13 protein-coding genes are annotated in these 25021 nt (G+C 43.6%); 11 read left to right on the forward strand and 2 right to left on the reverse strand.

Annotated features, from left to right (window positions below; translation table 11 throughout):
• Nucleotides 1–11 precede the first annotated feature (11 nt).
• Together EAH55_RS10570 and EAH55_RS10575 are read right to left on the reverse strand one after the other, a co-directional pair.
• Entirely contained in the window at nt 12–3179 is a 3168-nt protein-coding gene (locus tag EAH55_RS10570) for a SusC/RagA family TonB-linked outer membrane protein (protein ID WP_121809591.1), read from the reverse strand.
• Between the two features lie 824 nt (nt 3180–4003).
• Nucleotides 4004–5896, reverse strand: a complete 1893-nt coding sequence (locus EAH55_RS10575) for a 7TM diverse intracellular signaling domain-containing protein (RefSeq protein WP_208644823.1) — start codon at nt 5894–5896, stop codon at nt 4004–4006.
• A gap of 355 nt (nt 5897–6251) precedes the next feature.
• Between EAH55_RS10575 and EAH55_RS10580 the strand changes: the two genes are divergently transcribed.
• The 11 genes from EAH55_RS10580 (at nt 6252) to EAH55_RS10630 (ending at nt 25017) form a co-directional block, all read left to right on the forward strand.
• Entirely contained in the window at nt 6252–10322 is a 4071-nt protein-coding gene (locus EAH55_RS10580) for a hybrid sensor histidine kinase/response regulator transcription factor (protein WP_162996821.1), read from the forward strand.
• 375 nt (nt 10323–10697) lie between these two features.
• Complete coding sequence (locus EAH55_RS10585) at nt 10698–13682, forward strand: SusC/RagA family TonB-linked outer membrane protein (RefSeq protein WP_121809593.1); 2985 nt, start codon at nt 10698–10700, stop codon at nt 13680–13682.
• A gap of 19 nt (nt 13683–13701) precedes the next feature.
• Nucleotides 13702–15324: a RagB/SusD family nutrient uptake outer membrane protein gene (locus EAH55_RS10590; RefSeq protein WP_121809594.1), complete on the forward strand. Its 1623-nt coding sequence runs from the start codon at nt 13702–13704 to the stop codon at nt 15322–15324.
• Nucleotides 15325–15379: 55 nt separating this feature from the next.
• Nucleotides 15380–16696 carry a BNR repeat-containing protein gene (locus EAH55_RS10595; RefSeq protein WP_121809595.1) on the forward strand — a complete coding sequence of 439 codons (1317 nt, stop codon included), beginning with the start codon at nt 15380–15382 and terminating at the stop codon, nt 16694–16696.
• A gap of 52 nt (nt 16697–16748) precedes the next feature.
• A complete protein-coding gene (locus EAH55_RS10600; protein WP_121809596.1) occupies nt 16749–17984 on the forward strand; it encodes a DUF2264 domain-containing protein in 1236 nt (411 codons plus the stop codon).
• Nucleotides 17985–17999: 15 nt separating this feature from the next.
• Complete coding sequence (locus EAH55_RS10605; RefSeq protein WP_121809597.1) at nt 18000–19106, forward strand: glycoside hydrolase family 43 protein; 1107 nt, start codon at nt 18000–18002, stop codon at nt 19104–19106.
• A gap of 1 nt (nt 19107) precedes the next feature.
• Nucleotides 19108–20961: a glycoside hydrolase family 2 protein gene (locus EAH55_RS10610; RefSeq protein WP_121810041.1), complete on the forward strand. Its 1854-nt coding sequence runs from the start codon at nt 19108–19110 to the stop codon at nt 20959–20961.
• A 9-nt stretch (nt 20962–20970) separates the two neighbouring features.
• Nucleotides 20971–22800 carry a glycoside hydrolase family 35 protein gene (locus tag EAH55_RS10615; RefSeq protein WP_121809598.1) on the forward strand — a complete coding sequence of 610 codons (1830 nt, stop codon included), beginning with the start codon at nt 20971–20973 and terminating at the stop codon, nt 22798–22800.
• 10 nt (nt 22801–22810) lie between these two features.
• On the forward strand, nt 22811–23125 hold the full coding sequence (rhaM, locus tag EAH55_RS10620) for an L-rhamnose mutarotase (protein WP_121809599.1): 315 nt from the start codon (nt 22811–22813) through the stop codon (nt 23123–23125).
• Between the two features lie 228 nt (nt 23126–23353).
• The gene (locus EAH55_RS10625) at nt 23354–23920 is read left to right on the forward strand and encodes an RNA polymerase sigma factor (protein WP_121809600.1); all 567 of its coding nucleotides are present in this window, start codon (nt 23354–23356) and stop codon (nt 23918–23920) included.
• 80 nt (nt 23921–24000) lie between these two features.
• Complete coding sequence (locus EAH55_RS10630) at nt 24001–25017, forward strand: FecR family protein (protein ID WP_121809601.1); 1017 nt, start codon at nt 24001–24003, stop codon at nt 25015–25017.
• Nucleotides 25018–25021 lie beyond the last annotated feature (4 nt).

Genomic DNA, 25021 nt, shown 5'->3' on the forward strand with positions numbered 1-25021 from the left:
AAATCCCTTCTTTAAAAAACTACGTTAAACCCGGCTGATAAATATCTTGGCGTAGGACCGCCGTTTTGCGGGTCCCAAAGCGGCCAGCTTGAAAACACGGCGGCGTTGCTTGCGTTCACAAATAATTTGGCGCTTGAGATACCCAGGCGTTTGATTAATTGCGGGCTGAAAGTATAGCCGATAGAAGCTGTTTGCAGCCTTACAAATGAAGCTTTGCGCCAAACGTTGATGGTAGTGCCAGATGAACCTGAGTTTAAGCGGGCGTAATCATCAATCTGGTTATCTGGTGTCCAATACGGCAATACATATGAGTTCATACGTGCAAAGCCTACGCTCCCCGGATTGTTTAAGGCTTGATTATACTGTTTTAATGCGCCAATGCTTGATACCAGCAGGAACGATACATCAAAATGTTTGAATATGTTGAAATCATTACGTAACGACCAGCTAAAGCTTGGATTTTGTGAGCCTAAGAATTGTTTGTCATCGTTGGTAAACTTAAAGTCGCCGTTAACATCTTGAAGTTTAAAATCACCCGGTTTTGCGCCGTATTTAGCGGCCTGATCAGCTTCGGTTGTTTTCCAAACGCCCTGGATCTTGTAATCCCATACAGCGTTGATATCATGGCCAATGAACCAGCCGTTACCGATATCATCTTTTTCTACATTGGTAGTAACGCCGTTAGCATCAGTAACCGGGAATGCGCCATACAGGTGAACAATTTTGTTGCGATTAAGGAAGAAAGTTCCGCTGGCATTCCAGTTAAAGTTTTCACTTTTCATGATCTTGCCATCCAATGAGATCTCAAAACCTTTGTTATTAACCTGGCCGATGTTGGTATACGGGTTGGAGTTGTTGGCACCACCCGGCAAATCACCAGACGAGTTATAGCCCTGAACGTCAAGAATACTGCGTTTAACAAGCAGGTCGGTAGTTTTACGGTCGTAAACATCTATCGAACCGCTAAGCCTGTTGTGTAGTATGGTGAAGTCAAGACCGATGTTTGGTCCTACAGTACGTTCCCATTTCAGCTGCGCGTTTTGCAGGGTGCTTACATAAATACCACTGTTATTGGTAACTGTACCGGAGTTGTTTGCGGTTGGATATTTAATACCGCCTAATACCGCTAATGAGATAGAAGGATCGGCAGTGGTGGTAGATGTACGGTTACCGTTGGCACCGTAGCTGAAACGTAATTTACCATAATCAAGCCATTTAAAGGCGTCGCCTTTCATAAAGCTTTCATCACTAAATACCCATGCCACGGCTGCTGAAGGATAAACCTCGCGTGGGTGTTCTAAACCGAATGCAGAGAAACCGTCACGACGTACAGTTGCAGTAAGGATATACCGGCCTAACAGGGTGTAGTTAATCCTGCCCATGATCGCGTCGGCGTTATAAATACGGTCGTCGCTGCTTTCAACAGGTAAGGTGCCTGCACCAATGTTGTGGTAACCCAAAATATCGGTAGGGGTTAATTGAGTGTTTGAAGCATTGGTATACCAGGTTTGGTATTTTTCTTTGTTAAGCAGGAAGGTTGCATCAAAGCTGTGGATACCAAAAGATTTATTCCAGCTTAAAATGTTATCCAGGTTGTACCTGTACCGGTTTTCCTGCGTGCGGATGGCAGTACCACCTGAAAGCTCGTTAGGGTTAGCTACGGGGCGGAAGAAGAAATTCCTGTACGACTCGATAGTTGGTGCATAGTTCACCGTATACTTGATACCAAATGGAAGATCCAAACGGGCAAAAAGTACCGAGAATAATGTGTTTTGCACAGCCACGTTTTGATTGTAGCGATTGCCCAGGAAAGGGTTACGCTGGTTCAAACCACTGTCATCAGTATCAATACGACGCAAAGAGCCATCAGCATTGTACATATCGCCATAAGGTGATGAGTTGATGATCTGCGTCCAGTCTGCTTCAGTGGCGTCTATGGCTTGTCCGCTAAGTGGCGTGCTGGCTGCGCCTTCATCGCGGCTTGCGAATTGGGCGTTTACACCAAGCGTCAAAAATTTGGCGGCTTTACCTTCCAGGTTTACACGGAAACGGCCGTCGGTATACTGTCCGCCCTGTATCAGGTTTTGGTTTTTGGTATAATTGCCCGATACGTAGTACTTAACTGTTTCTGAACTACCGGAGAAGCTACCGGTATAATCCTGGCGGAAGCCATTGCGGAATATCAGTTTCGACCAATCAGTCATTTTACCAGCCTGGTAATTGGTAATTTCGTTAGGGAATAAACCTAAACGTTGCAGCCAGATGGTAGTTGGGTCGCCTGTAGCTCCGTTAAGGAATTGGGCAAGCGTTACACCATCCGGCAGCTTGTTAGGATTGCTATAGTAGTAATAGGGGTTTGAAGTGTTGGAACTGCGGGCCCCATCGGCACGCCAGTTCAGGAAGCCGTCGCCGGTGTAGTATTTTTGATTTTGCAATAGTTGCGCAATACCGAAGTTGGCATTTAAGGTGATTTGCGTGCCGCCTTTTTTACCTTTTTTTGTAGTAATAGCTACAACGCCACCGGCAGATTGCGCACCGTATACGGCAAGCGCGCTTGGGTCGCGGAGTACGTCCACACGGTCGATATCGTTAGGGTTGATATCAGCCAGCTGACCAGGATAAATAACACCATCCAATACGATAACAGGCTGAACGTTGCCCGAAAGGGAAGCTTTACCCCTTATCTGCAGATCGCCTGTACCACCGCCTTTGGCGCTTGTATTCAAGCCAACCGAAATACCAGGAATGTTACCCCTGATAATGTCGGTAGTGCTGGCCGGGTGTTCATTCTCTAATTTTTCAGCCTTAACACTGCTTATGGCACCGGTAACGTCTTTAACGGCCCGTGTGCCGTAGCCTATCACTACAACCTCTTCCAGTTGTTTATTGGCATCGGCCAGTGTTACATCAATTGTTGTGCGGCCTTTAATTTGTTGCTCCTGTGTAGCCGAACCCACGAAGCTAAATACCAGCGTCGCGTTGCTGTTTGCGGTAATTGAATAGCCACCTTTTACATCCGTAACTGTTACGGCACCTGTTGATTTGTTTTTTACAGTGGCGCCAGGTATTGGCAGACCCTGGCTGTCTTTAACAATACCTTTCACGGTAACGTCCTGTGCAAACGTCCGTGTTAGTATTGTAATAAGTAAAACAAAAATTAGCGTAATTTTTTTCTTCATAATTTATTGCTGTTTAGTTGGTTAAGCAGCCATTGCTGCCAGAATGAGCTAAAGGGAAACCTGGTTTACACAATAGCGATGCAGGTAAATGCCGTAGCGCGATCTTTACTTCATATAGGTGATTTGTTGGTTAAGCGTATTACTAATTGGTAATTGGTGGGGTAAATTTAAAGTGGAATAAACCAATAATGCAACAGGGTGAACTTATGTAAGTTATTGATTTTAAGATAATTAAATCAATTTTGATACGTTTTGATAACGAGGAACTCAAACGTTGAAGTGGCGTATTTACAGCGGGTTACACCTGCTTCGGTTTTGTAGCTGATACGCTTTGTGAACAAGAAAAAAAAGTAAAAATATTTTAAAAAATGACAATTGAGGGGAGTGGTAGACGGTTGTAATCTGCTTTTTTATGCCGGAAATGGGGTTTTGGTAGGGAAAGAGGGTATTGCAATTATCTCGTTTACCGCTGTCAGTAGACTCTGTCTACGAATGCACTATGCCTGTAGTTTGCAACTACAGGCAAGATGAATGAATGGGTTTCTGGCGATACCTGATCCTGTAGTCAGAGACTACAGGCATAAAAAGTCCGTAGACAGAGTCTACGGACAGCGAAGAACGCAAGCAACGGTAAACAAATATGTCATTGCGAGGAGGAACGACGAAGCAATCTCGTAGCTCTACAAGGCGAACATGCATTGGCTACGAGATTGCCACGCTGCGCTCGCAATGACATAGTTTTATAAAGCTGCCCGTAGATTCTGTGTCGTTGTCCGAAGTAAGACTCTACGGACAGCGAATTTCCACAGATGAAGGCCAACCTATCACATCACCAACATTGTCCAGCCTTGCTGGTCATTCTTCTTTCGTGATTTTTTCTTTTCCTGTAGTACTTTTTTTATGCGGATGGCATAAGTCCAGCAAGTGCTTTGGCGGATATCAAGCTTTTCGGATAATTGATGCGATGAGATGGTGCCGTTAGTGCTGTAGATAAGATAAGTAAGATAAAAAGCTTTGTTAATGGGAATCCTGCTGTTTTGAAATATAGTATTATGCAGGGCCGATTCTTCATAGCTGCACTTCGTACACCGGCGACTGTGCGGCAATCTTCCCGCACAATAGGTAGTGTTTGAGCAGCGGGTACAAACAAAACCATCTTTCCATTTTAAAGCAGATAGGAATTTAAAACAGGTTTCCTGGTCGGGGTATTTGGCGCTAAATTCTTCATAGTCCAGTTCGGTAGATAATGCCCGCGATTCAGTAACCTTTTCAATGTTTGTTTTAAGCTGAACGTTGTCCTTTTCAAGTAAAACGTTCATGCGCAGTATCTCGCCGGCCTGTTTTTCCAGTTGCAGGTTAGCGTCCAGTAGTTCTTTATTCTGGTTTTCGATAATCAGGCTTTGCTGTCTTACTTCGTCTGATTTGGCAACCAGTTCATGTGTGCGGGCCCGGACCTGTTTTTCCAGTTCTTCGTTAATCGAATCCTGTAACTGGCTGTTCAGGTGCATTTGTCTTATGGTTTCTTCATGGGCGGCATCCTTTTCTTTCCGGAGAATACGTACCTGATCGCCAATGGCAAATGACAACAGCACCATCTCAATAATAAAACAGAAACTGAGGCTGTAATAGCTTATCGGGGCCGGTAAAAAGTAGGCATAACCAAGGGCGCTAAGGGCTTTAACAATAAAGCCTATAAATAATACCAGATAGGCCAGCACAAAAAAACGTGCCGGTTTGTAGCCGTTTTTGTAAATATAAACGCCGGTAGCAAAGGCCAGCGATAGCGGGATCACCTCAACAAACTTGTATACAAACAATGATTTGTTGAAAAACAGGCAGTACAAGAAGTAAACAGAGCGCAGCAGGATTACATAATTGATGGTCCTATTAAACTGAGGTGCCTTTGTTTTAACCTGTAATAATTCTTTACTGAATATCAGAGCGCAAATACTGATAAAATATAACGAGATGCCGTTGCCGTAATGGTTTAAACCTGGTGTTTCGGGCCATAAATATTGGAAGGCAATGCCATCGGCACTCATTTCGTACAGGCCTACACTTAAAATGTAAAATACGTAGTATAAGTACTGTTTCTTTTTTACCGCCAGGAACATGAGCAGGTTATGGAAACAGAAAATAAGGATCATCCCATAAAACAGCCCATAGGTTAAATACTCATTAAGCGCGTAATGAATAAAGTAATTGATGGTACGGTAAACTATGATCACATTTACCGCGTTATGCGATTTTACCCTGAAATAATAGGTATGATAACCGGGCTGTGTATCGCCAATTAAAAACTCGAAGTTTTTATGGTGAAAAAGCCTGCTGCTGAAATCAAGGTTAGCCCCCGACTCACTTTTAGTATAGCTGCCTGATTTATCGGGCATGTAAGCGGTTACTTCGTCGGTTGTTTGGTCAAAAAGCTCAATAATGCTGTTACTGCTTATAGGTTCGGTAAAGTACATACGCACCCGGAACCAGTAGGTTGAATTTTTATGGTGATTGCTGGGATAATAGGAGCTGTTTTCGGTAAAGGATGCTCCCATTTCCTGGATATCCTGGAAGCTTAACTTGCCCGAACTATCCTGAAGGTATTTTACCTCGTTAAGGGTAAACTTATGTTGCTGAACATTTTTATCAACCCTGAGTATGTTTTGCGCACGCAGGTTAGGCGCCCACAGGCACAAATAAAAAACGAATAAATACTTAGTCAACTTTGGTAAACGTTTAATCAAAAGCTTTTAATAAATAGTATGGCGCACTTTAAATATACAGGTGTCATTGTATAATTTAAATCCTTCGCTACCTTTTAATGGCGGGCCATGGTGCAATAAATGTTTATTAAGAACCGGTTTATAATATGCCCAAATATAATTATTTGTTAATTATATGTCGTTATTGAACGGGTATTTTCTCCACACGTTTTGATTGTTTGCCGAACAGGAATTTTGTTTTTATGCTTTTGTTATATTGTATCCTCTCCAGCGTTCAAACAGGATAAAATTCGCTAATTAAAGCCAGATGCATTTTGATATCTTTGGAGGTAACCAGTTATTGATTTTGCGGCGAATGTTTCAGCGATTAAAGGCCTTTTTGCTTATTTGTTTTTTATGCTCTTCTTGGGTAGCCTTAGCAAAAGGCCCTGGTTTTCCGGTTAGATATTTAGGCATTGAAGATGGTCTTTCAAATAACGCGGTAACCTGTATAACGCAGGATCAATACGGTTTTATGTGGATGGGGACCTATGATGGCCTCAACCGCTATGATGGCTACTCGTTTAAAGTTTTCAGGAATATATGGGGCGATAAAAGTTCGTTGGTTAACAACCACATTAAATCCATAAATGCCTGCGGTGCAAGAATATATGTGGGGACAGAAAAAGGTCTGATGTATTTTGATTATGCCGATTCGCGCTTTCATCCCATGTATTGTTACAATGAAAAACATGAGCCGGTTAAGATTGGGTTTAATATCAATGAAATAGTAGCCGACAGGCAGGGCAATATCTTTGTAACCAACGGAACTTACGGGTTTTTAAAATTCGGAAAAACTGATACTATTGGTAAAGAGATCCTGTACGATGTTAATAAGCAGCGGTTTAATACGCTCGCTGCCCGGATGGATAAACAGGGCACCATTTGGGTGCTGGTGAGTGGTGCAGGGCTGGGTAAATATGACGTAGCAACTGAAAGGATAAAAATAGTGGCGCCTGAACTTGCTAACTCGGGTTGCATGACCATTGACGGAAAAGGTAAAGTAATAGCAGGCTGGGGCAACGAATTATTTATGTACGATCCTGTCGCCCAAAAAGCAGCCAAACTTGATATAGGGCTTAATAAATTAACTAATAACAATATCTTCAGCCTCGCCACAACAAAAAATGGCGATATCTGGGTTACCACAAACGGTGGTGGCATCAAAGTATGGGATCCGGCCAAAAATCAGATCACCTATATTACGGCAGGTGAAACGCCCAATAGCTTGCGCAGCGGCGCGGTGGATGCCGTTTATGAAGATGATGAATCCCGCATCTGGATAGCGACATTGAGGGGCGGGGTAAACATTATCGACCGCAAACCAACATCATTCCATTTGTTTGCGCATGATGTGTTTAATAAAAACAGTGTCATCAATAATTTCATTTTGTCGTTTTGTGAAGATAAACTCCATAATGTTTGGGTTGGTACTGATGGCGGCGGCTTAAATTATTGGGATACCAAAACCAACACCTTTACGGCCTACGAGCATCAAAACGGTGGCGGAAGCATCAGCAGTAATTTTGTGGTTAGTATATTAAATGATTATACCAACAAAATATGGGTAGCAACCTTTAACGGCGGTATTGATGCTTTTGATAATGCTACAAAGCGGTTTAAGCATTACAGTTGCTACAACCCAATAGAAAAAAAGGAAGAGCGGAATTTCTGGAAACTGTACGAGGATTCGCAGCACCGCCTTTGGGCCGGCAGTACCTGGGGAGGAGCTTTGTTTTTGTATAATAGGGCTAAAGATCAGTTTGAACTTTTTGATAACAGCCTGGTAAACATCCACGCGCTTTTTGAAGATCATGCCGGTAACTTATGGGCCGGAAATTACACCAGCCTCATTAAAATTGATGTTGAGCATAAAAAGCACCAGGTTTATTTTATAGGTCAGGCTATAAGGGCAATTATCGAAGATAACAAGAATAACTTTTGGGTTGGTACAGAAGGCGGCGGGTTACTTCAGTATGATACTAATGCCCAACAGTATAAACGATACACAGAATCGGCAGGCCTACCGAGCAATACGGTATTGAATATACTGGTAGATAACAGCGGCAACTTATGGTGCAGTACCTACAACGGGCTTTCTAATTTTAATGTCACTACTAAAAAGATCACCAATTACAATGCTTCTGACGGCTTGCAAAGCAACCAGTTCAATTACAATGCGGCCCTTAAATTGTCATCAGGTAAAATGCTTTTTGGCGGTATAAAAGGGTTTAACCTTTTTTCGCCGGATAGCATTGCTCCCTACGCGCACCAGCCGCGCCTGATGCTGTCAGATTTTAAAATAAACAATGTATCCATTGAGCAGGATTGTGCGTACGCACAAAAGCAGCCACTAAATGAGCTTAAAAAAATAACCATTCCCTTTAGTGAGGCTACCTTGAATATCAGCTATACGGCGCTTGAATACTCATTTCCTGATAAAATATCATATGCCTATTACCTGGAAGGCTGGGATCATGGGTGGAACTATGTAGGTAAATTAAAGTCGGCGTATTTTTCACGACTTAATGAAGGTACGTACACCCTCCGGATTAAGGCCACCAATACAGAAGGCCGCTGGGCTGCGCCACCTATCGCCATAAAAATCATCGTATTACCGCCATGGTACCGCACGTGGTGGGCTTATATCATTTACGGAACAATCCTGTTTGCTGTAGGTTACATCTTTTATAATTACAGGGTAAATCAGGCAAGGCTTCGGTTTAAAGTGAAACTGGCAAACCTGCAGGTTGAAAAGGAAAAAGAGCTTAACGAAAAGAAACTGACGTTCTTTACCAATGTATCGCACGAATTCAGGACGCCGCTAACGCTGATCATTAACCCGATAAAAGACCTTCTGAATCAAAGTAAAGGCAACACAGAAGAGTTAAGCACCATTTACCGGAATGCCCGCCGCCTGCTTGGTTTGGTTGATCATTTATTGCTGTTCAGGAAAACTGAAAGTGAAAACGCATCATTGAAAGTGAGTAAACTGAATTTTGTGAGCCTGAGTAATGAAGTTTATTCCTGCTTTATCCAGCAGGCTAAAATCAAGCATATTAACTACAGTATTGAGGGGGCAGGGGAAAGTATAGAAGTATACGGCGACCTGGAGAAAATAGAAATTGCCCTGTTTAACCTCATTTCAAATGCTATAAAATTTACTCCTGATCATGGTACCATCCATATCATTATTGAGCAGGACGATAATAAGGTGTATTTTAAAATAATTGATAACGGCATAGGTATAAACGCAGAGGTAGGCGACAGGCTGTTTGATAAATTTTACCAGGCAAAGGACAAAAACTATTTCCGAAAAGGGTTTGGTATAGGTCTATACCTGGTTAAGGTTTTTATTGAGAACCATAAAGGCAATATCAGTTACTCCAATAACCTTGATGGCGGCACTACCTTTGTACTTGCCCTACCAAAAGGTAAAGCCCATTTTGCAGGCGACACGATTGTGGATGATGTTGTGCCTGATTATACTTACGTAAACGAGCTTATTGATGGCGATAATAAGGAAGTTGTACCGGAGGAGGGTGAGTTAAGCGCTTTAGAACTCTTCAGTTCTGCCAGGCATACGCTTATGGTGATTGACGACAACGACCAGATCCGTGCATACATCAAAAAGATCTTCACGCCGGGGTATAATGTAATTGAAGCTCAAAATGGCAGTATCGGCCTCGAACTGATTAAGAAACACATGCCCGATGTGGTTGTAAGCGATATTGTGATGGATGGCCTGAGCGGGCTCGATCTTTGCCGGATCATAAAAGAGGACCAGGCTATAAGTCATATCCCGGTTATCCTGCTAACCGGCGATACAACGCCCGATATCATGCTAAAAAGCATGGAAGAAGGTGCTATCGACTTTCTGCGTAAGCCTTTTGATAAGGAATTGCTTATTGCCAGGGTAAAAAGTGTATTGCGTAATAAGATTGAACTTCAAAATTACTTCTATAAAGAGGTTACGAAAAAGAGCGCCGGCCGCAGTATCTCACAGGAAAATAAGGACTTCCTGAATAACTGTATTTCGGTGATCGAACATTATTTTACCGATGATAAGTTTGATGTATATGTACTGGCTAAAGAGATAGGCATCAGTTATCCAACATTATTTAAACGCCTGAAAAGTATCACCGGGCAGTCTGTAAATAATTTTATCCGCTTTGTGCGCCTGCGTAAAGCTGCCGAGTTACTCATCCAAACCAATTGCAACGTTAATGAGGCCGCGTTCCAGGTGGGCTTTAGCGATGTAAAATACTTCCGCGAGCAGTTCTTCAAACAGTACGGATCTAACCCTTCCGATTTCATCAAAAAACACCGCGCCAGTTTTCAAATCTCCTACCGGATGAACGAGTTTGAAAAAAGCTCAGCTAAATAAAATCCTTCTTCAATCAATCGGCATGTCCTCGTTATAAAAAACATCGAAAATAAAATAAAGGTTATTTTAACACTTATTTTATCGTGTTTTCTACAAATTCTCTCAAAAAGGGGCATTTTTATATATTTTGACCCCGTCAATTTATAGTTTTACCCCTCTCTCGCAATCCCAAATTCCGCTTATTTCGTCTCAACCAACAGGGAATAATCAGCACTGATATTTTATTGCCTGCAAATTATAAACGATAACCAATGCTATGGAAATTTCAAAAACGCGCAAGGGGATGGCTCCTGCTGTGGTATTAAACCGCCCGGGATAAGTCTGGATTATGATTAAAAAACACATGAAAAATGAACCCAATAAACCAATTAAATTATGAAATATAGATTTACTCTCTTAAACAGTTTTTCCGTATTGCTTGCGATAATAATGCTGATGGGCATTACCCTACCGACCAAGGCGCAAACAAAAATTAATGTAAAAGGCGTTGTAAAAGACGCTACCGGCAACGTACTCCCGGGTGCAACAGTAAACATTCAGGGTACAAGCCAGTCAACCACAACAGATGTTAACGGTGCCTTTAAAATTGAAGTTGCCGAAGGATCCACATTAAAGATCTCATTTGTTAGCATGGTTGCCAAAACCATTGTGGTTACTAAAAATACAACCACGTTGAGCATCGTACTTGAGGATAGCAACAAGCAACTTAACGAGGTAGTGGTGGTAGGTTACGGCACGCAAAAACGTTCGGATGTTACTGGCGCTGTAGTGTCTGTACCTAAGGCACGTTTATCGCAGTTACCGGTAACCAACGTATTGCAGGCTTTAGAAGGTGCCGTAGCAGGTGTAAATATCACAACTACATCTTCGGTACCTGGAGCTCAGCCTTCATCTATCGTGAGGGGGCAAAACTCAATCAACGCGGGTACTGGTCCGTACATTGTTGTTGATGGTATCCCACTTAGCAAAAGTGGTGGCTCGTTAAATGATATCAACCCAAATGATATCGCGTCGATGGAGGTGCTTAAAGATGCATCGGCTGTGGCCATTTATGGTACCAACGGTTCAAACGGTGTGATCCTTATCACTACAAAAAGAGGTAATGGTGGCAAACCGGTTATCCGTTATAACGCATATGCCGGTGTAGAAAACATAGCGCATATGCTCGAACCGCGTGACCCTGCCGCATATATCCAAAAATATGCCGACTACATGTCGCAAACCGGCCAAAAACAAACAAGCCCGGTACCTAACTATACCGAATTACCAAACTATACCGCAGGCAAAACTATTGATTGGGTAAAGGAAGTTACACAAACTGGCGTCATCCAGGATCACAACCTGAGCATATCAGGCGGCAGCCCCGATACTAAATACTATGTATCAGGTGATTATCTGAAACAAAAGGGTGTGGTAAAAGGCTACCAATACAACAGGGTAAGTATCCGTTCAAACCTGGATATCAACGTAACCAACTTTTTAACGGTGGGTATGTCATCTTACTTCGCTAACAATAACTATGATGGTGGCCGCGCTAACCTGTTAAACGCTACCGCGATGAGCCCTTATGGTAACGAATATAATGCCGATGGCACTTATACTATTTACCCGATGGCACCTGAGCAATTATATGTTAACCCTTTATTAGGCTTAACCACCGATCAGATAAACCGCAGTGTAAACCTTAACGGTAATGGCTATGCTGAAGTGAAATTTGGTGGTGTTTTAAAAGGATTAAAATATCGTTTAAATGCGGGCTACACCTACCTGCCTACAAGGGTTGATAGCTACAGCGGCCGTTTGGCCAATACTCCGCTCGGCAGCGCAAGCGCGGCAAGCTCTGAAACTAATACTTATACTATCGAAAACCTGTTGTACTACAACCGTGATTTTGGTAAGCATCACTTAGATTTCACGGGCTTATACAGTGCACAACGCCGCAGGTATTTTACATCAACAGCGGCCGCAACTGGCTTTGTTAACGATGAGCTTTCATTCAATAACCTGGGTGCAGGTGCCACACAAACCGCGTCATCATATTCAGACAGGTACGCATTAAACTCGCAAATGGGCCGTGTTAATTACTCGTATGCAGGCAAATACCTGGTTACTGTTACTGCCCGCCGCGATGGTTCATCGGTGTTTGGTGCAAATACCACCAAGTATGGCGTATTCCCTTCAGCTGCTTTGGGCTGGAATATCGACCAGGAAAGCTTCCTGAAAAACTCAAAGATCGTTAACAGCTTAAAACTTCGTGGCTCTTACGGTAAAACAGGTAACGAAGCGATCAGCGTTTATCAAACCATCACGCTTGACGGAACGGTACGTTCCCCTTTTAACGGTGTAAGTACAATCGGTGTGCAGGCCAATAATTTAGGTAATGCTAACCTGCACTGGGAAACCACTACTGGTGCAAACGTTGGTGTTGATTTTGCTTTGCTGGGTAGCCGTATCAGTGGTTCGGTTGATGCTTATAATACCCGTACTTCTGGCCTCTTGCTACAACGAAGCCTTCCGCTAATAACTGGTTATTCAAAGGTTTGGGACAACATTGGTAAAGTAGCCAACAAGGGTTTAGAGGTTAACCTGAATACCCGCAATATTGATGGTAAAAACTTCCGCTGGGAATCAAACATCGTTTATGCGCTTAACCGTAATAAGATTGTTAGTCTGTACGGCGATGGCAAAGATGATTTGGGTAACCGCTGGTTCATTGGTAAACCCATCGGCGTAATTTATGATTACAAAATGACCGGTGTTTGGCAAACAGGCGAAGATGCTTCCAAACAAGATCCGGGAGCAAAGCCAGGCGATCTTAAATTTGCTGACACAAATGGTGATGGTAAAATTACTGCCGATGACCGCGTGATACAAGGCCAAACTACTCCAAAATGGACAGGCGGTATCACCAATACGTTCCACTACAAGCAATTTAATCTGAGCATATTTATTCAAACAGCGCAAGGTATGATGCGTAATAATGCCGATTTAAACTATGCTGATGAATCAGGCAGAAGGAATACCCCTGCCGAAATTGGTTACTGGACACCAACCAACAACAATAATTCATTCCAATCGCTGGCTTATACCAATACCCGTGGTTACGGATACCCGCGCGATGCAAGCTATACCCGCATCAAGGATGTGACCTTTAGTTATGTAGTAGGACAAAACCTGTTGGATAAGCTGCACTTAAATGGCTTAACCTTTTATGCAAGCGGTCGTAACCTGCACACTTTCACCAAGTGGATTGGCTGGGATCCTGAAAATAGTTACTCAACCAGGGGTTCAGGCGATTGGACCAACAACTATCCTGTAACGCGCACTTTTGTTTTTGGCGCTAATATTTCATTAAAATAAACTGATAAAACATAAACACATGAAAAAGTATTCAATCATATTGGTTTCCATATCAGTGCTTATTACCGCGTTTGCTTCCTGCAAAAAATCATATCTGGACGAAAAGCCATATTCATCATATACCCCGCTAACCCTTAATGATTCATTGGGTTTTGAGGCAGCGGCTGTAGGTCTTTACAACTACGAAAGCACCATTTTAACCTACTCAAGTGCGCAAGGCTGGCCAAGCGTTTGGCAGGTAGGTACCGATGTGGCCAACGCTACCGCCAACCAGCAGGGTATTGAAGTTCCTTATTATAATTACGCCCAGCTTACTTCAAACGATGGGGCAGCGTCATACATCTGGGGTAAATATTATTCGCTCATCAATAATGCTAACATCATTATTGCTTCGGTTGAAGATCCTTCAAATACTAAGCTTGGTGCAAAAGGTAAAAGTGCTATTGATGCCGAGGCTAAGTTTTTCAGGGCATATGCTTATAACAACCTGGTAACTTTATTTGGTAAGGTTCCGTTGGTTACAGCGCCACTTACGGCTCCCAAAACCAATTTCACACGCGCATCGCTTGATGATGTAAATAGTCTGATAGTTAGCGACCTTACGTATGCAAGCGCCAATCTATCCGATCTGAATGCAGGTACCTCAAAATTAAATGTTCAGGGTAAACCTGTTGGCAGGGCCAATAAATATATGGCTATGCAGCTTTTATCAGAGGTTTACTTACGCATGGGCAAAAATGACCTGGCCGAACAACAGGCACAGGCTGTGATAAGCAGCGGCAAATTCAGCTTGATCAAAGCGCGTTACGGTGTAAGGGCAGGCGGTACAGGCGATTATTATTCAGATATGTTTGTGTATGGCAACGAAAGACGCGCGCAGGGCAACTCTGAAGCCATCTGGGTATTGGAGCAGGAAAACCCAAGCTCTGTAGTTGGTGGTAATACCGATAATGCCCAGCAACGCCGTGTGTGGGGTGCTGCTTACTATAATATTAATGGTATGGTACTTTGTGACTCATTGGGTGGCCGTAGTATTGCCAGGCTCAGGTTGAGTAACTGGGTTTTGTATGGCTTATATCCTAACGGCGACATGCGTAACTCGCAATACAGCATCAAAAGACGCTATTACTATAACGACCCGGCAAACGCCAATTACGGAAAAATGGTGCCGTTCAGTGGTCCGGATACTTTATATAAGATCTGTCCAAGCACTACTAAATGGGGCGCCTTTGATCCTAACGATACATTTGGTTATGCTATGATCAAAGATTTTATCATGATGCGTTTAGGCGAAACTTACCTGCTGCTTGCCGAAGCACAGGTTAAACAAGGCAAAACTGCAGATGCCGCTGCATCGATCAATGTATTGAGAACGCGGGCTAATGCACCACAGGTAACTGCAGATCAGATGACGCTTAATTTTGTGTTAGATGAACGTGCAAGGGAGCTTATCGGTGAAGAAAATCGCCGCCAAACCCTGATGCGTACCGGAACCCTGGTTGAGCGCTCATTGCGCCTTAACTCTGGCGATGCACAACATCCTACAACCGGCTTGGCCGATAAAAATATGTTGCTGCCTATTCCTCTATCAGAAATACAGCTAAATAAAGATGCAGTACTGGAGCAAAATCCGGGTTATTAATTAAAACACAAATAAAAAGTAAGGGCAGTAGTTATTGCCCTTACTTTTACTATTTATGAAGCCATACCTTTTTAAATCGCTGCTTTTTATCTGTATCCTGTTTGGAGGTACTGTCATGGTATCTGCTCAAACAGAAAAGGTTACTACTACCATCGGCCCGGCATGGGCAAATAACTCGGTTAATACGGTTGTATTCCGCAAAAACTCACTGGTTAGTTTTAAGGGTGAACAGTACGCGGCCTATTACAATAACGATCAGGTATTGGTATTGGCTAAAAGGAAGACCGGTTCGGCTAACTGGCAAACCGTTACAACACAATATAAAGCCGATGCAGCCGATGCCCATAAGGATATTAGCATTATGGTTGATGGTGCCGGTTATTTACATGTTGCCTGGGGCCATCATAATCAGGCTTTGAATTATGCTAAAAGCATTAAGCCCGGCAGCCTTATTTTATCGGCAAAACAAAACATGACAGGCATTGCCGAAAACAAGGTGAGTTATCCCGAGTTTTATCGCCTGCCCGGAGGCGATCTGTTGTTTGTTTACCGCGATGGTGGTTCGGGGAATGGTAACCTGGTGATGAACAGGTATAGCGTAGCTTCAAAAAAATGGGTTAACATACAGCAAAACCTTATAGATGGCGAAGGTAAACGCAATGCCTACTGGCAAATGTGTATCGATAAAAAAGGAACTATCCATATTTCTTGGGTGTGGCGCGAAACACCGGATGTGGCAAGCAATCATGACATGTGCTATGCCCGCTCAAACGATGGCGGCTTAACCTGGGAGAAATCTACCGGCGAAAAATATACATTGCCAATTAATGCGGCCAATGCAGAATATGCCTGCAGAATACCACAGCATAGCGAGCTCATCAATCAAACATCTATGTTTGCCGATGATCAGGGTAATCCTTTCATTGCTACTTACTGGCGCGATAGCAGTACCACCATACCTCAGTATCATATGGTTTATAAAATAGGCGATAGCTGGAAATCAGCCAGTCTTGGTTTCAGGAAAACGGCATTCAGTCTTGGTGGAACAGGTACTAAACGGATCCCGATATCCCGCCCACAAATTATTGCCTGGAATAAAGGAGGGAGGCAGTTAGCCGCCATTATTTTCAGAGATACCGAACGTGGCGATAACGTTTCTGTAGCTGTAAATAACGATTTGCAAAGTGGAAACTGGCAGATTAGCGATTTAAGTTCTGAATCGGTGGGAGAGTGGGAGCCCACTTATGACACCGAACTATGGAAAGATAAGAAAGTGCTGAGCCTGTTTGTACAAAAGGTGACCCAGGTTGATGGTGAAGGGAAGGCCAGCATACAGCCCACTAATGTGCAGGTATTGGAATGGAAGCCTTGAAGATTAATTACTAAGCTCAATATTGATAAAACGCAACTGAAAAATAGCCCGGATGAAAAAGCTCATAATTTACTTTTTACTACTAAGCATCCCGTTTTGTGCATCGGCTCAAAGCAATAAAAAAACCTCTCAGATATCTGACAGAAAATTGTGGCTAAGCTACATGGATAAGGTAGCCCGCCCGGTGATCAGCAACCTTGCTGCCGATCAGCTTAAGGAAAAAATGCCTATGCAGTTATCCGATAAGATCGACAATAAAGAAAGCCGGGCAAAAGTGGGGTATCTGGAAGCTTTTGGCCGCACATTAAGTGGCATAGCCCCCTGGTTACAATTAGAAAGCGGGGATGCTGCCGAAGTGAAACTTCGTGAGCAATACAGGGAATGGTCGTTAAAGGCAATCGCTAACGCGGTTAATCCGCAGGCGAAAGATTACCTGGAATGGAAGGGGGGGCAGCCGTTGGTGGACGCCTCATTTGTAGCTTTTGCACTGGTAAGGAGCCCCTGGTTATGGGAACATCTTGATGAAGCCACCAAGAAACAAGTTGTCGAGGTAATGAAAGCTACCCGCGAAACTGTTCCGGTTTACTCAAACTGGATCTTGTTTTCGGGAATGATTGAAGCATTTTTTTGTAAATATGACCTGGGATACGATCCGGTGAGGGTTGAATTTGGTATCCGCGAATTTACTGAACACTGGTATGTTGGCGATGGCATGTATTCGGATGGTATGAGCTTTCATCTTGATTACTATAACAGTATTGTAATTCATCCAAACCTGAGCACCATACTGGAAGAAGTTAACGCTAAAAAGAAAAATTATACACGTGAATTGCAGCGCGAATTGGCCATAGGGCAGCGATATGCAGAAGTGTTGGAGCGCCTTATTAATGCTGATGGCAGTTACCCTGCCATTGGTCGCTCAATAGTTTATCGTGGCGGCGCTTTTCATCATTTAGCCAATATCGCCTACAAAAAACAATTGCCTGAAAGCCTTAAACCTGCGCAGGTAAGGTGCGCGCTGACGGCCATGATCAAAAAAACATTAGGTGCGCCGCAAACTTTTACTGCCGATGGCTGGCTTAATATGGGGTTATATGGCAAACAGCCCGGTCTGGCCGATTTTTATATCACAACCGGCAGTCTGTATTTCTGCGCTAACGCTTTTGTTCCATTGGGCTTGCCTGAAACAGACCCGTTCTGGGCCGACGCCGATGAACCATGGACAGCTGTAAAAATCTGGAGCGGACAGGATGCACCTGCCGATCATGCACTTGATATCAGAAAATAACACAAACATCTTTATATGAAATACTATCGCTTTTTATTACCGGCCTTTTTGCTGCTTAGCATCATTGGCCGCGCGCAAACCAAACTAAGCAGTTTTAGTCCGGGCGCTATCTGGCCAGATGATAAAGGGGTACACATTAATGCCCATGGTGGCGGCATACTATATAATAATGGGGTTTATTATTGGTTTGGCGAACACAAGATTGCCGGCGATGCCGGTAACCGCGCAATGGTTGGGGTTCACTGCTATTCGTCAAAAGATCTGTACAACTGGAAGGATGAAGGGATTTCCCTGAGTGTTTCACCAGATACCACTAATGATATTGCCAAAGGCTGCATTTTGGAACGGCCGAAAGTTGTTTATAATAAAAAGACTAAGAAATATGTAATGTGGTTTCACCTGGAGCTGTTAGGTAAGGGTTATAGTGCTGCCCGTGCAGGAGTGGCAATAAGCGACAAGGTGACCGGCCCCTATAAATTTATTAAAAGCTATCGCCCAAATCCGGGACAGATGCCGTTTTACCCGGCGCTTACTCCTGAGGCCGATAAAGTGAACTGTGTTAATCCGGCTAATAAAAGCGATGGCTTCTTTTGCCGCGATTTGCCGGACGGCCAAATGGCCCGCGATATGACCGTTTTTGTTGATGACGATGGCAAAGCTTACCATGTGTTCTCATCAGAAGAAAATTTTACGCTTGACCTTGCTGAGTTAACACCTGATTATACTGGTCATACCGGTAAGTTTATCCGCATCTACATTGGCCATCAAACCGAAGCGCCAGCCTTGTTTAAACGCAACGGAATTTATTACATGATTGGTTCGGGTTGTACAGGATGGGCACCTAATGCTGCCCGCTGGTTCAGTGCCAAATCAATCTGGGGGCCATGGACTTACCACGGAAACCCATGCCAGGGACCGGATAGTCAAATTACTTATGGTGGGCAAAGCACCCATGTGCTGCCTGTGGCAGGTAAAAAAGATGCTTTCATATTTATAGCCGACAAATGGACGCCTAAAGATGCTATTGACGGCCGTTACCTGTGGCTGCCTATCAACTTTAAAGGCAACGATATTGAAATAAACTGGACAGACAACTGGAACTTGGATGTATTTAAGAAATAACATGCGAAATTTCATAAGCTTATGCTGCCTGCTGGTCATTACCGGTAAGGTAGCCGCACAGGACAGCCTAATCACCAATATTCAAAGTCGTAAATCGCTTGATTTGAATGGTATATGGCAATACATTGTCGATCCGTACGAAACCGGTTTTTATGATTACCGTTACAAGGAACTTAACGAGAAGAACGGCGATGCCTACTGGAACAGCGGAATCCCAGCCAACAAATCCGAGAAAAAGGAGCACGGTTATATTGACAAATATAGTATTGATGTGCCCGGCGACTGGAACCATCAAAAGCCCGAATTTACTTACTACGAGGGCACCATCTGGTACAAAAAATCATTTGACTACGTAAAGTCTGCCGATAATAGCAGGCAATACATCTATTTTGGAGCTGTAAATTATCGTGCTGATGTGTACCTGAACGGCAAAAAACTTGGGATGCATAAAGGTGGATTTACGCCATTTAACTTCGAGGTTCCGGCCGGGCTGCTTAAGGACAAAGATAATTTGCTGGTAGTTAAGGTTGATAATAAACGCTACGCTGATGAAGTGCCTACCCTTAATACCGACTGGTGGAATTATGGCGGCATTACCCGCGATGTAAAACTGGTTGAAGTGCCGGCAACTTATATCCGCGATTTTGTGATCCAGCTTAAAAAGCCCGTTAATGGCCAGGCACTCGGTAAACAACCAGAAGTTAGCGGATGGGTTAAATTAAACGATATCCCGGCATCTGCTCAAAATATTACTGTACAAATACCCGAGCTTAAGTTTAGTAAGCAATTTGCTACTACTGGCGCACTTACCCAGCTGAGCTTTAAATTACCTAAGGTTCAGTTATGGTCGCCCGAAACGCCTAAGCTGTATAAGGTTATTGTAAGTGCCGGTGCCGATAAAACGGAGGATAAGATCGGCTTCCGGACTATTGAGGCCCGTGGGCCACAGCTGTTGTTAAACGGTAAGCCTGTGTTTTTGCGCGGGATTTGCATCCACGGAGAAATACCGCAGGAAGTGAGAAGAGCTTATAGCCAGCAGGATGCCGAACAATTGTTAAATCAGGCGCATGAACTGGGCTGCAATATGGTCAGGCTGGCACATTATCCGCACGATGAAAAAATAACCCGCCTGGCCGATTCACTGGGGATTATGGTTTGGTCGGAGATTCCGGTTTACTGGACTATCGACTTTGGCAATACAGCGGTACTTGAAAAGGCAAAGGCTCAGCTAAATGAAATGATCACCCGCGATCATAACCGCGCCAGTATCATTATCTGGTCGGTAGGGAACGAAACGCCTGTTAGCCCAACGCGCACCAATTTTATGCATAATTTGATTATCAGGGCCAAACAACTGGATGGTACGCGCCTGGTATCGGCAGCGCTCGAGGTAAACTACAGTTCGGGTAAGGATGTGAATGTGGTAGATGATCCGCTGGGCGAGTTTGTTGACCTTGTTGCCTTTAACGAATACCTTGGCTGGTATGGCGGTTCGCCTGATAAATGCCGTACTACCAACTGGAGCACACCGTATAACAAACCGCTGTTTATCAGCGAAACCGGAGCAGAGGCTAAAACCGGTTTTCATGCAGATTCATTGACCCGCTTTAGCGAGGAGTATCAGGAATGGTATTTTAAAGAACAGGTGGCCATGTTTAAACGGATGCCTGCAAATTTTGTAGGCTTATCGCCATGGGTAATGGCCGATTTCCGGTCGCCAAAACGTAATAACCCGCTTTACCAGGAAGGCTGGAACCGTAAAGGGCTATATGATGATAAAGGCAACAAAAAGAAAGCATTTTATATTCTTCAAAACTATTACAAACAAAAAAGCGCGGAAGCGCTCAACAGATAGCCAACCGCGATGAAAAAAACTATTTTATCATTTTTAACACTTTTTTTAAGCCTGGGCATAACCGGTTTTTGCCAGGCACCTAAACATACATTCGCGCTTGGCGATGAGGCTTTTCTGCTGGACGGGAAACCATTCCAGATGATCTCGGGCGAAATGCATTATCCCAGGGTACCGCGCGAGGCCTGGCGCGCACGCATGAAAATGGCTAAGGCCATGGGCTTAAATACCATCGGCACTTACGTGTTCTGGAACCTGCACGAGCCGCAAAAAGGGAAGTTTGACTTTACCGGTAATAATGATGTGGCCGAATTTGTGCGCATAGCCCAACAGGAAGGCCTCTGGGTAATACTTCGCCCAAGTCCGTATGTGTGCGCGGAATGGGAGTTTGGGGGATATCCTTACTGGCTTCAGAACGAAAAAGGCCTTGAGGTGCGTAGCAAGGAAGCGCAATATCTTAAGGAGTATCAAAGCTATATTAAAGAGGTCGGCAAGCAATTGGCCCCGCTGCAGATAAATCATGGCGGTAACATTCTGATGGTGCAAATCGAAAATGAGTACGGCTCTTACGGCAGCGATAAGGAATACCTCGCTATCAACCAAAAGTTCTTTAAAGAAGCTGGTTTTGACGGGCTGCTGTACACCTGCGATCCTGCTCCGGATTTGGTAAACGGGCATTTGCCTGGATTACTGCCTGCCGTTAACGGTCTGGACGATCCTTCTAAAGTGAAAAAGATCATTAATGAAAATCATAATGGTAAAGGGCCATATTATATTGCCGAATGGTATCCGGCCTGGTTTGATTGGTGGGGAACTGCCCATCACACCGTTCCTGCCGAGCGCTATGCAGGCAGGCTTGATTCTGTACTGGCGGCGGGAATCTCCATTAACATGTATATGTTTCACGGGGGCACAACCCGCGCGTTTATGAATGGAGCCAATTTTAAGGACACTTCACCGTATGAACCGCAGACAAGCAGTTATGATTATGATGCGCCGTTGGATGAGGCCGGGAACGCCACGCCAAAGTTCATGCAGTTTAGGCAGGCAATTCAAAAGCATTTACCTGCTGGCACGCAACTGCCCGAGGTCCCTGTTGCTAAACCGACCATCGTAATACCTGCCTTTAAATTAACACAATCTGTAAGTTTATTAAACACCTTACCGGCGGCTAAAGAATATAATAGTCCCCTCACTTTTGAAGATCTGCACCAGGACTACGGTTTTGTGCTGTACCGGACTGTTTTAAACGGAAGCAAAAGCGGGCAACTTAAACTTAAAGAGCTTAGGGACTATGCGGTGATTATGATAAACGGCAAAAAAGTGGGCACGCTCGACCGCAGGCTTAACCAGGATAGCCTAGATTTAAAATTACCTGCTGGCAAAGTAACGCTCGATATTTTGGTAGAAAATCTGGGCCGCATCAATTTTGGTAAGTATCTTTTGCAAAATAAAAAAGGGATCACAGAAAAAGTGCTTTTAAATGGAATCGAATTGCAGCATTGGAAAATGTACTCATTGCCGTTTCATGATTTAAGCGCGGTTAAATTTTCCGCCGCGAAGCAAAATGCGCAATCGCCGGTTGTCAGGAAAGGCGGATTTACGCTGGATAAAGTAGGCGATACTTATCTTGATATGAGCAATTGGGGTAAGGGTGTGGTATGGGTAAATGGTCATAATCTTGGTAGGTACTGGGGCATTGGTCCGCAGCAAACTTTATATCTGCCGGTTGAGTGGCTGAAGAAAGGATATAATGATATTGAGGTACTTGAGTTGTTAAAACCCGAAGTAAATCAGTTAGCAGGATTAGATAAACCGATATTAGATAAATTAAACCCATAATATCATTACCATGGCGAGAGTAGCGTTCAAAATGAAACTTCACGAAGGTAAAGCGGCTGAATATAAAGCCCGGCACGATGCCATCTGGCCGGAGTTAAGTAGCTTGCTTAAGGATGTTGGAGTAAGCAATTATTCTATTTTTTTAGATGAGGATACGCACCTGCTTTTTGGGGTGATGGACGTTGAAGATGAGCAAGCCCTTGACCATTTACCGGATAGTCCGATCATGAAAAAATGGTGGTTGTATATGGCCGATATTATGGATACCAATCCTGATCATTCGCCGGTTAGTATGCCTTTAAAAGAAGTGTTTTTCTTGTTGTAATGTTGCTGCCGGAATAATTCTAATTCAAATACTTCAAAAGCAAAAAAAGCGTCATTGCGAGGCACGAAGCAATCCCAAACTATACAGAGTCGCTCTGTAGATCGGGGATTGCTTCGTGCCTCGCAATGACGCTTTTATATCTTTTGCCAGCCATTTCTGCTGTTTTGTCTTCTCTTAACATTATCCTAACATGGCAGTCTTACATTTGAGCCAAAACAACACTTTGGCATGTATCCTGCACTTACTGATGAAGCGTTGATGGGGCTTTTGCAACAAAGCGATCCCGTTGCCCTTGAAACACTTTTTAATCGTTATTACAAAACTTTATGCCAGCTTTGCACGGTATACACTAAAGATTATACCATTGCCGAAGAGATCACCGCCAACCTTTTCATTAAACTTTGGGATAACCGCGATACCGCCATTCTTAATGTAAAGAGTTACCTTTTTGTTGCCGCCAAAAACCTGTCCCTAAATCATATTCAAAAAAAGAAAGACCCGGTACATTCCATCGAAGATCTCGACCTGCAAGCCTATGTATTAAAAGACAGGGATAACCCGTTCAAGATTCTTTCGGGCCGCGAATCGTACAATAAAATTTTGAGCCTGATTGATACCCTGCCAGCCAGCCAAAGGCAGGTGCTGCTCATGAGCCGGATAGATAACCTCGACAAAAACGAAATAGCCAAAGTGCTGGGTATTTCTGTGCGCACGGTTGAAACCACGCTTTACCAGTCTATTAAAAAACTTCGTCAGCTGTTAAAAGGACAGCATAATTTCACTTCTGAGGGTTAATGATTTCTTAATGTAAACTTAACTCATTTCGCTACGTATCGGCTACGTAAAATCGGTCTTTAAGTTCAGAGACAGATTTAATGGAAGATAATAGCTATCGCTTAATAGTTGAATATTTTGAAAAGACCATCAGTGATGATGGCTTAACGCAGTTACAGGAGTGGATTGAGGAAAGCCCGGAAAATCTTGCCCAGTTCAGTGAAACCATCCAGATCCTGGAGGCATCTAAAGCATACTTTAAACAGCCCGAGCATATCGAAAGCAGCTGGGCTAAGATCAACGCGCATATAACGCAACCTCAAATATCTGCAAAAAAACAAACTCCCAAATTCAACTGGATAGCTTATGCTGCTGCCTGTCTGCTAATTTGTGCTACCGGTTGGTTTGGATACAGGTATTTTAACCAGTCACCGGCTTTAGTTTATGAAGAGATCAGTAATGCAGATGGCAAACATTCAAAAATAGTACTACCCGATGGTTCTGTAGTTTATCTCGGTGGCGGCAGTAAATTTAAATACGCCAAAAACTTCGATGGCGAAAAGCGCGATGTAACGCTTGATGGCGAAGCTTTTTTTGATGTTGTTCATAAAGCCAACCCCTTTGTAGTAAAAAGCGGTGATATCATTACCGTGGTATTAGGCACATCATTTAATGTCAGGGCCTATTTAGCCGAGCATAAGGTAGCAGTAACTGTACAAAGCGGTAAAGTTGGCGTAATGGCCAGCGTACATGGAAAACCTCAACTGGTTAAATACCTGGTGAAGGATGAGGCGATCAGCATCAATACCCAAAACGGGATCTACACTTTTAACAATACCGATGCATCCGCGGTAAGCGCGTGGATCAATAACGAATTTGTTTTTTACAATACAACTTACAGGGAGATAGCTGCGTCGCTTGAGCATCATTATGGCGTTAAGATCAGGTTTACAGAACAGGACCTTGGCAATGTGAGGCTTACGGCAAAGTTAAGAGGAATGACATTGGTTGATGCCATGGAAACCTTAAGCGCGCTATCGGGATTGGGCTATACGCAAAAAGGCGATCAGCTATTTATTTCAAACAATAATCAAAAAGGAGGGAGTATAATGAAATAGTATT

Origin of the sequence: Mucilaginibacter kameinonensis, assembly GCF_003675385.1 — a bacterium.
GTDB lineage: Bacteria > Bacteroidota > Bacteroidia > Sphingobacteriales > Sphingobacteriaceae > Mucilaginibacter > Mucilaginibacter kameinonensis.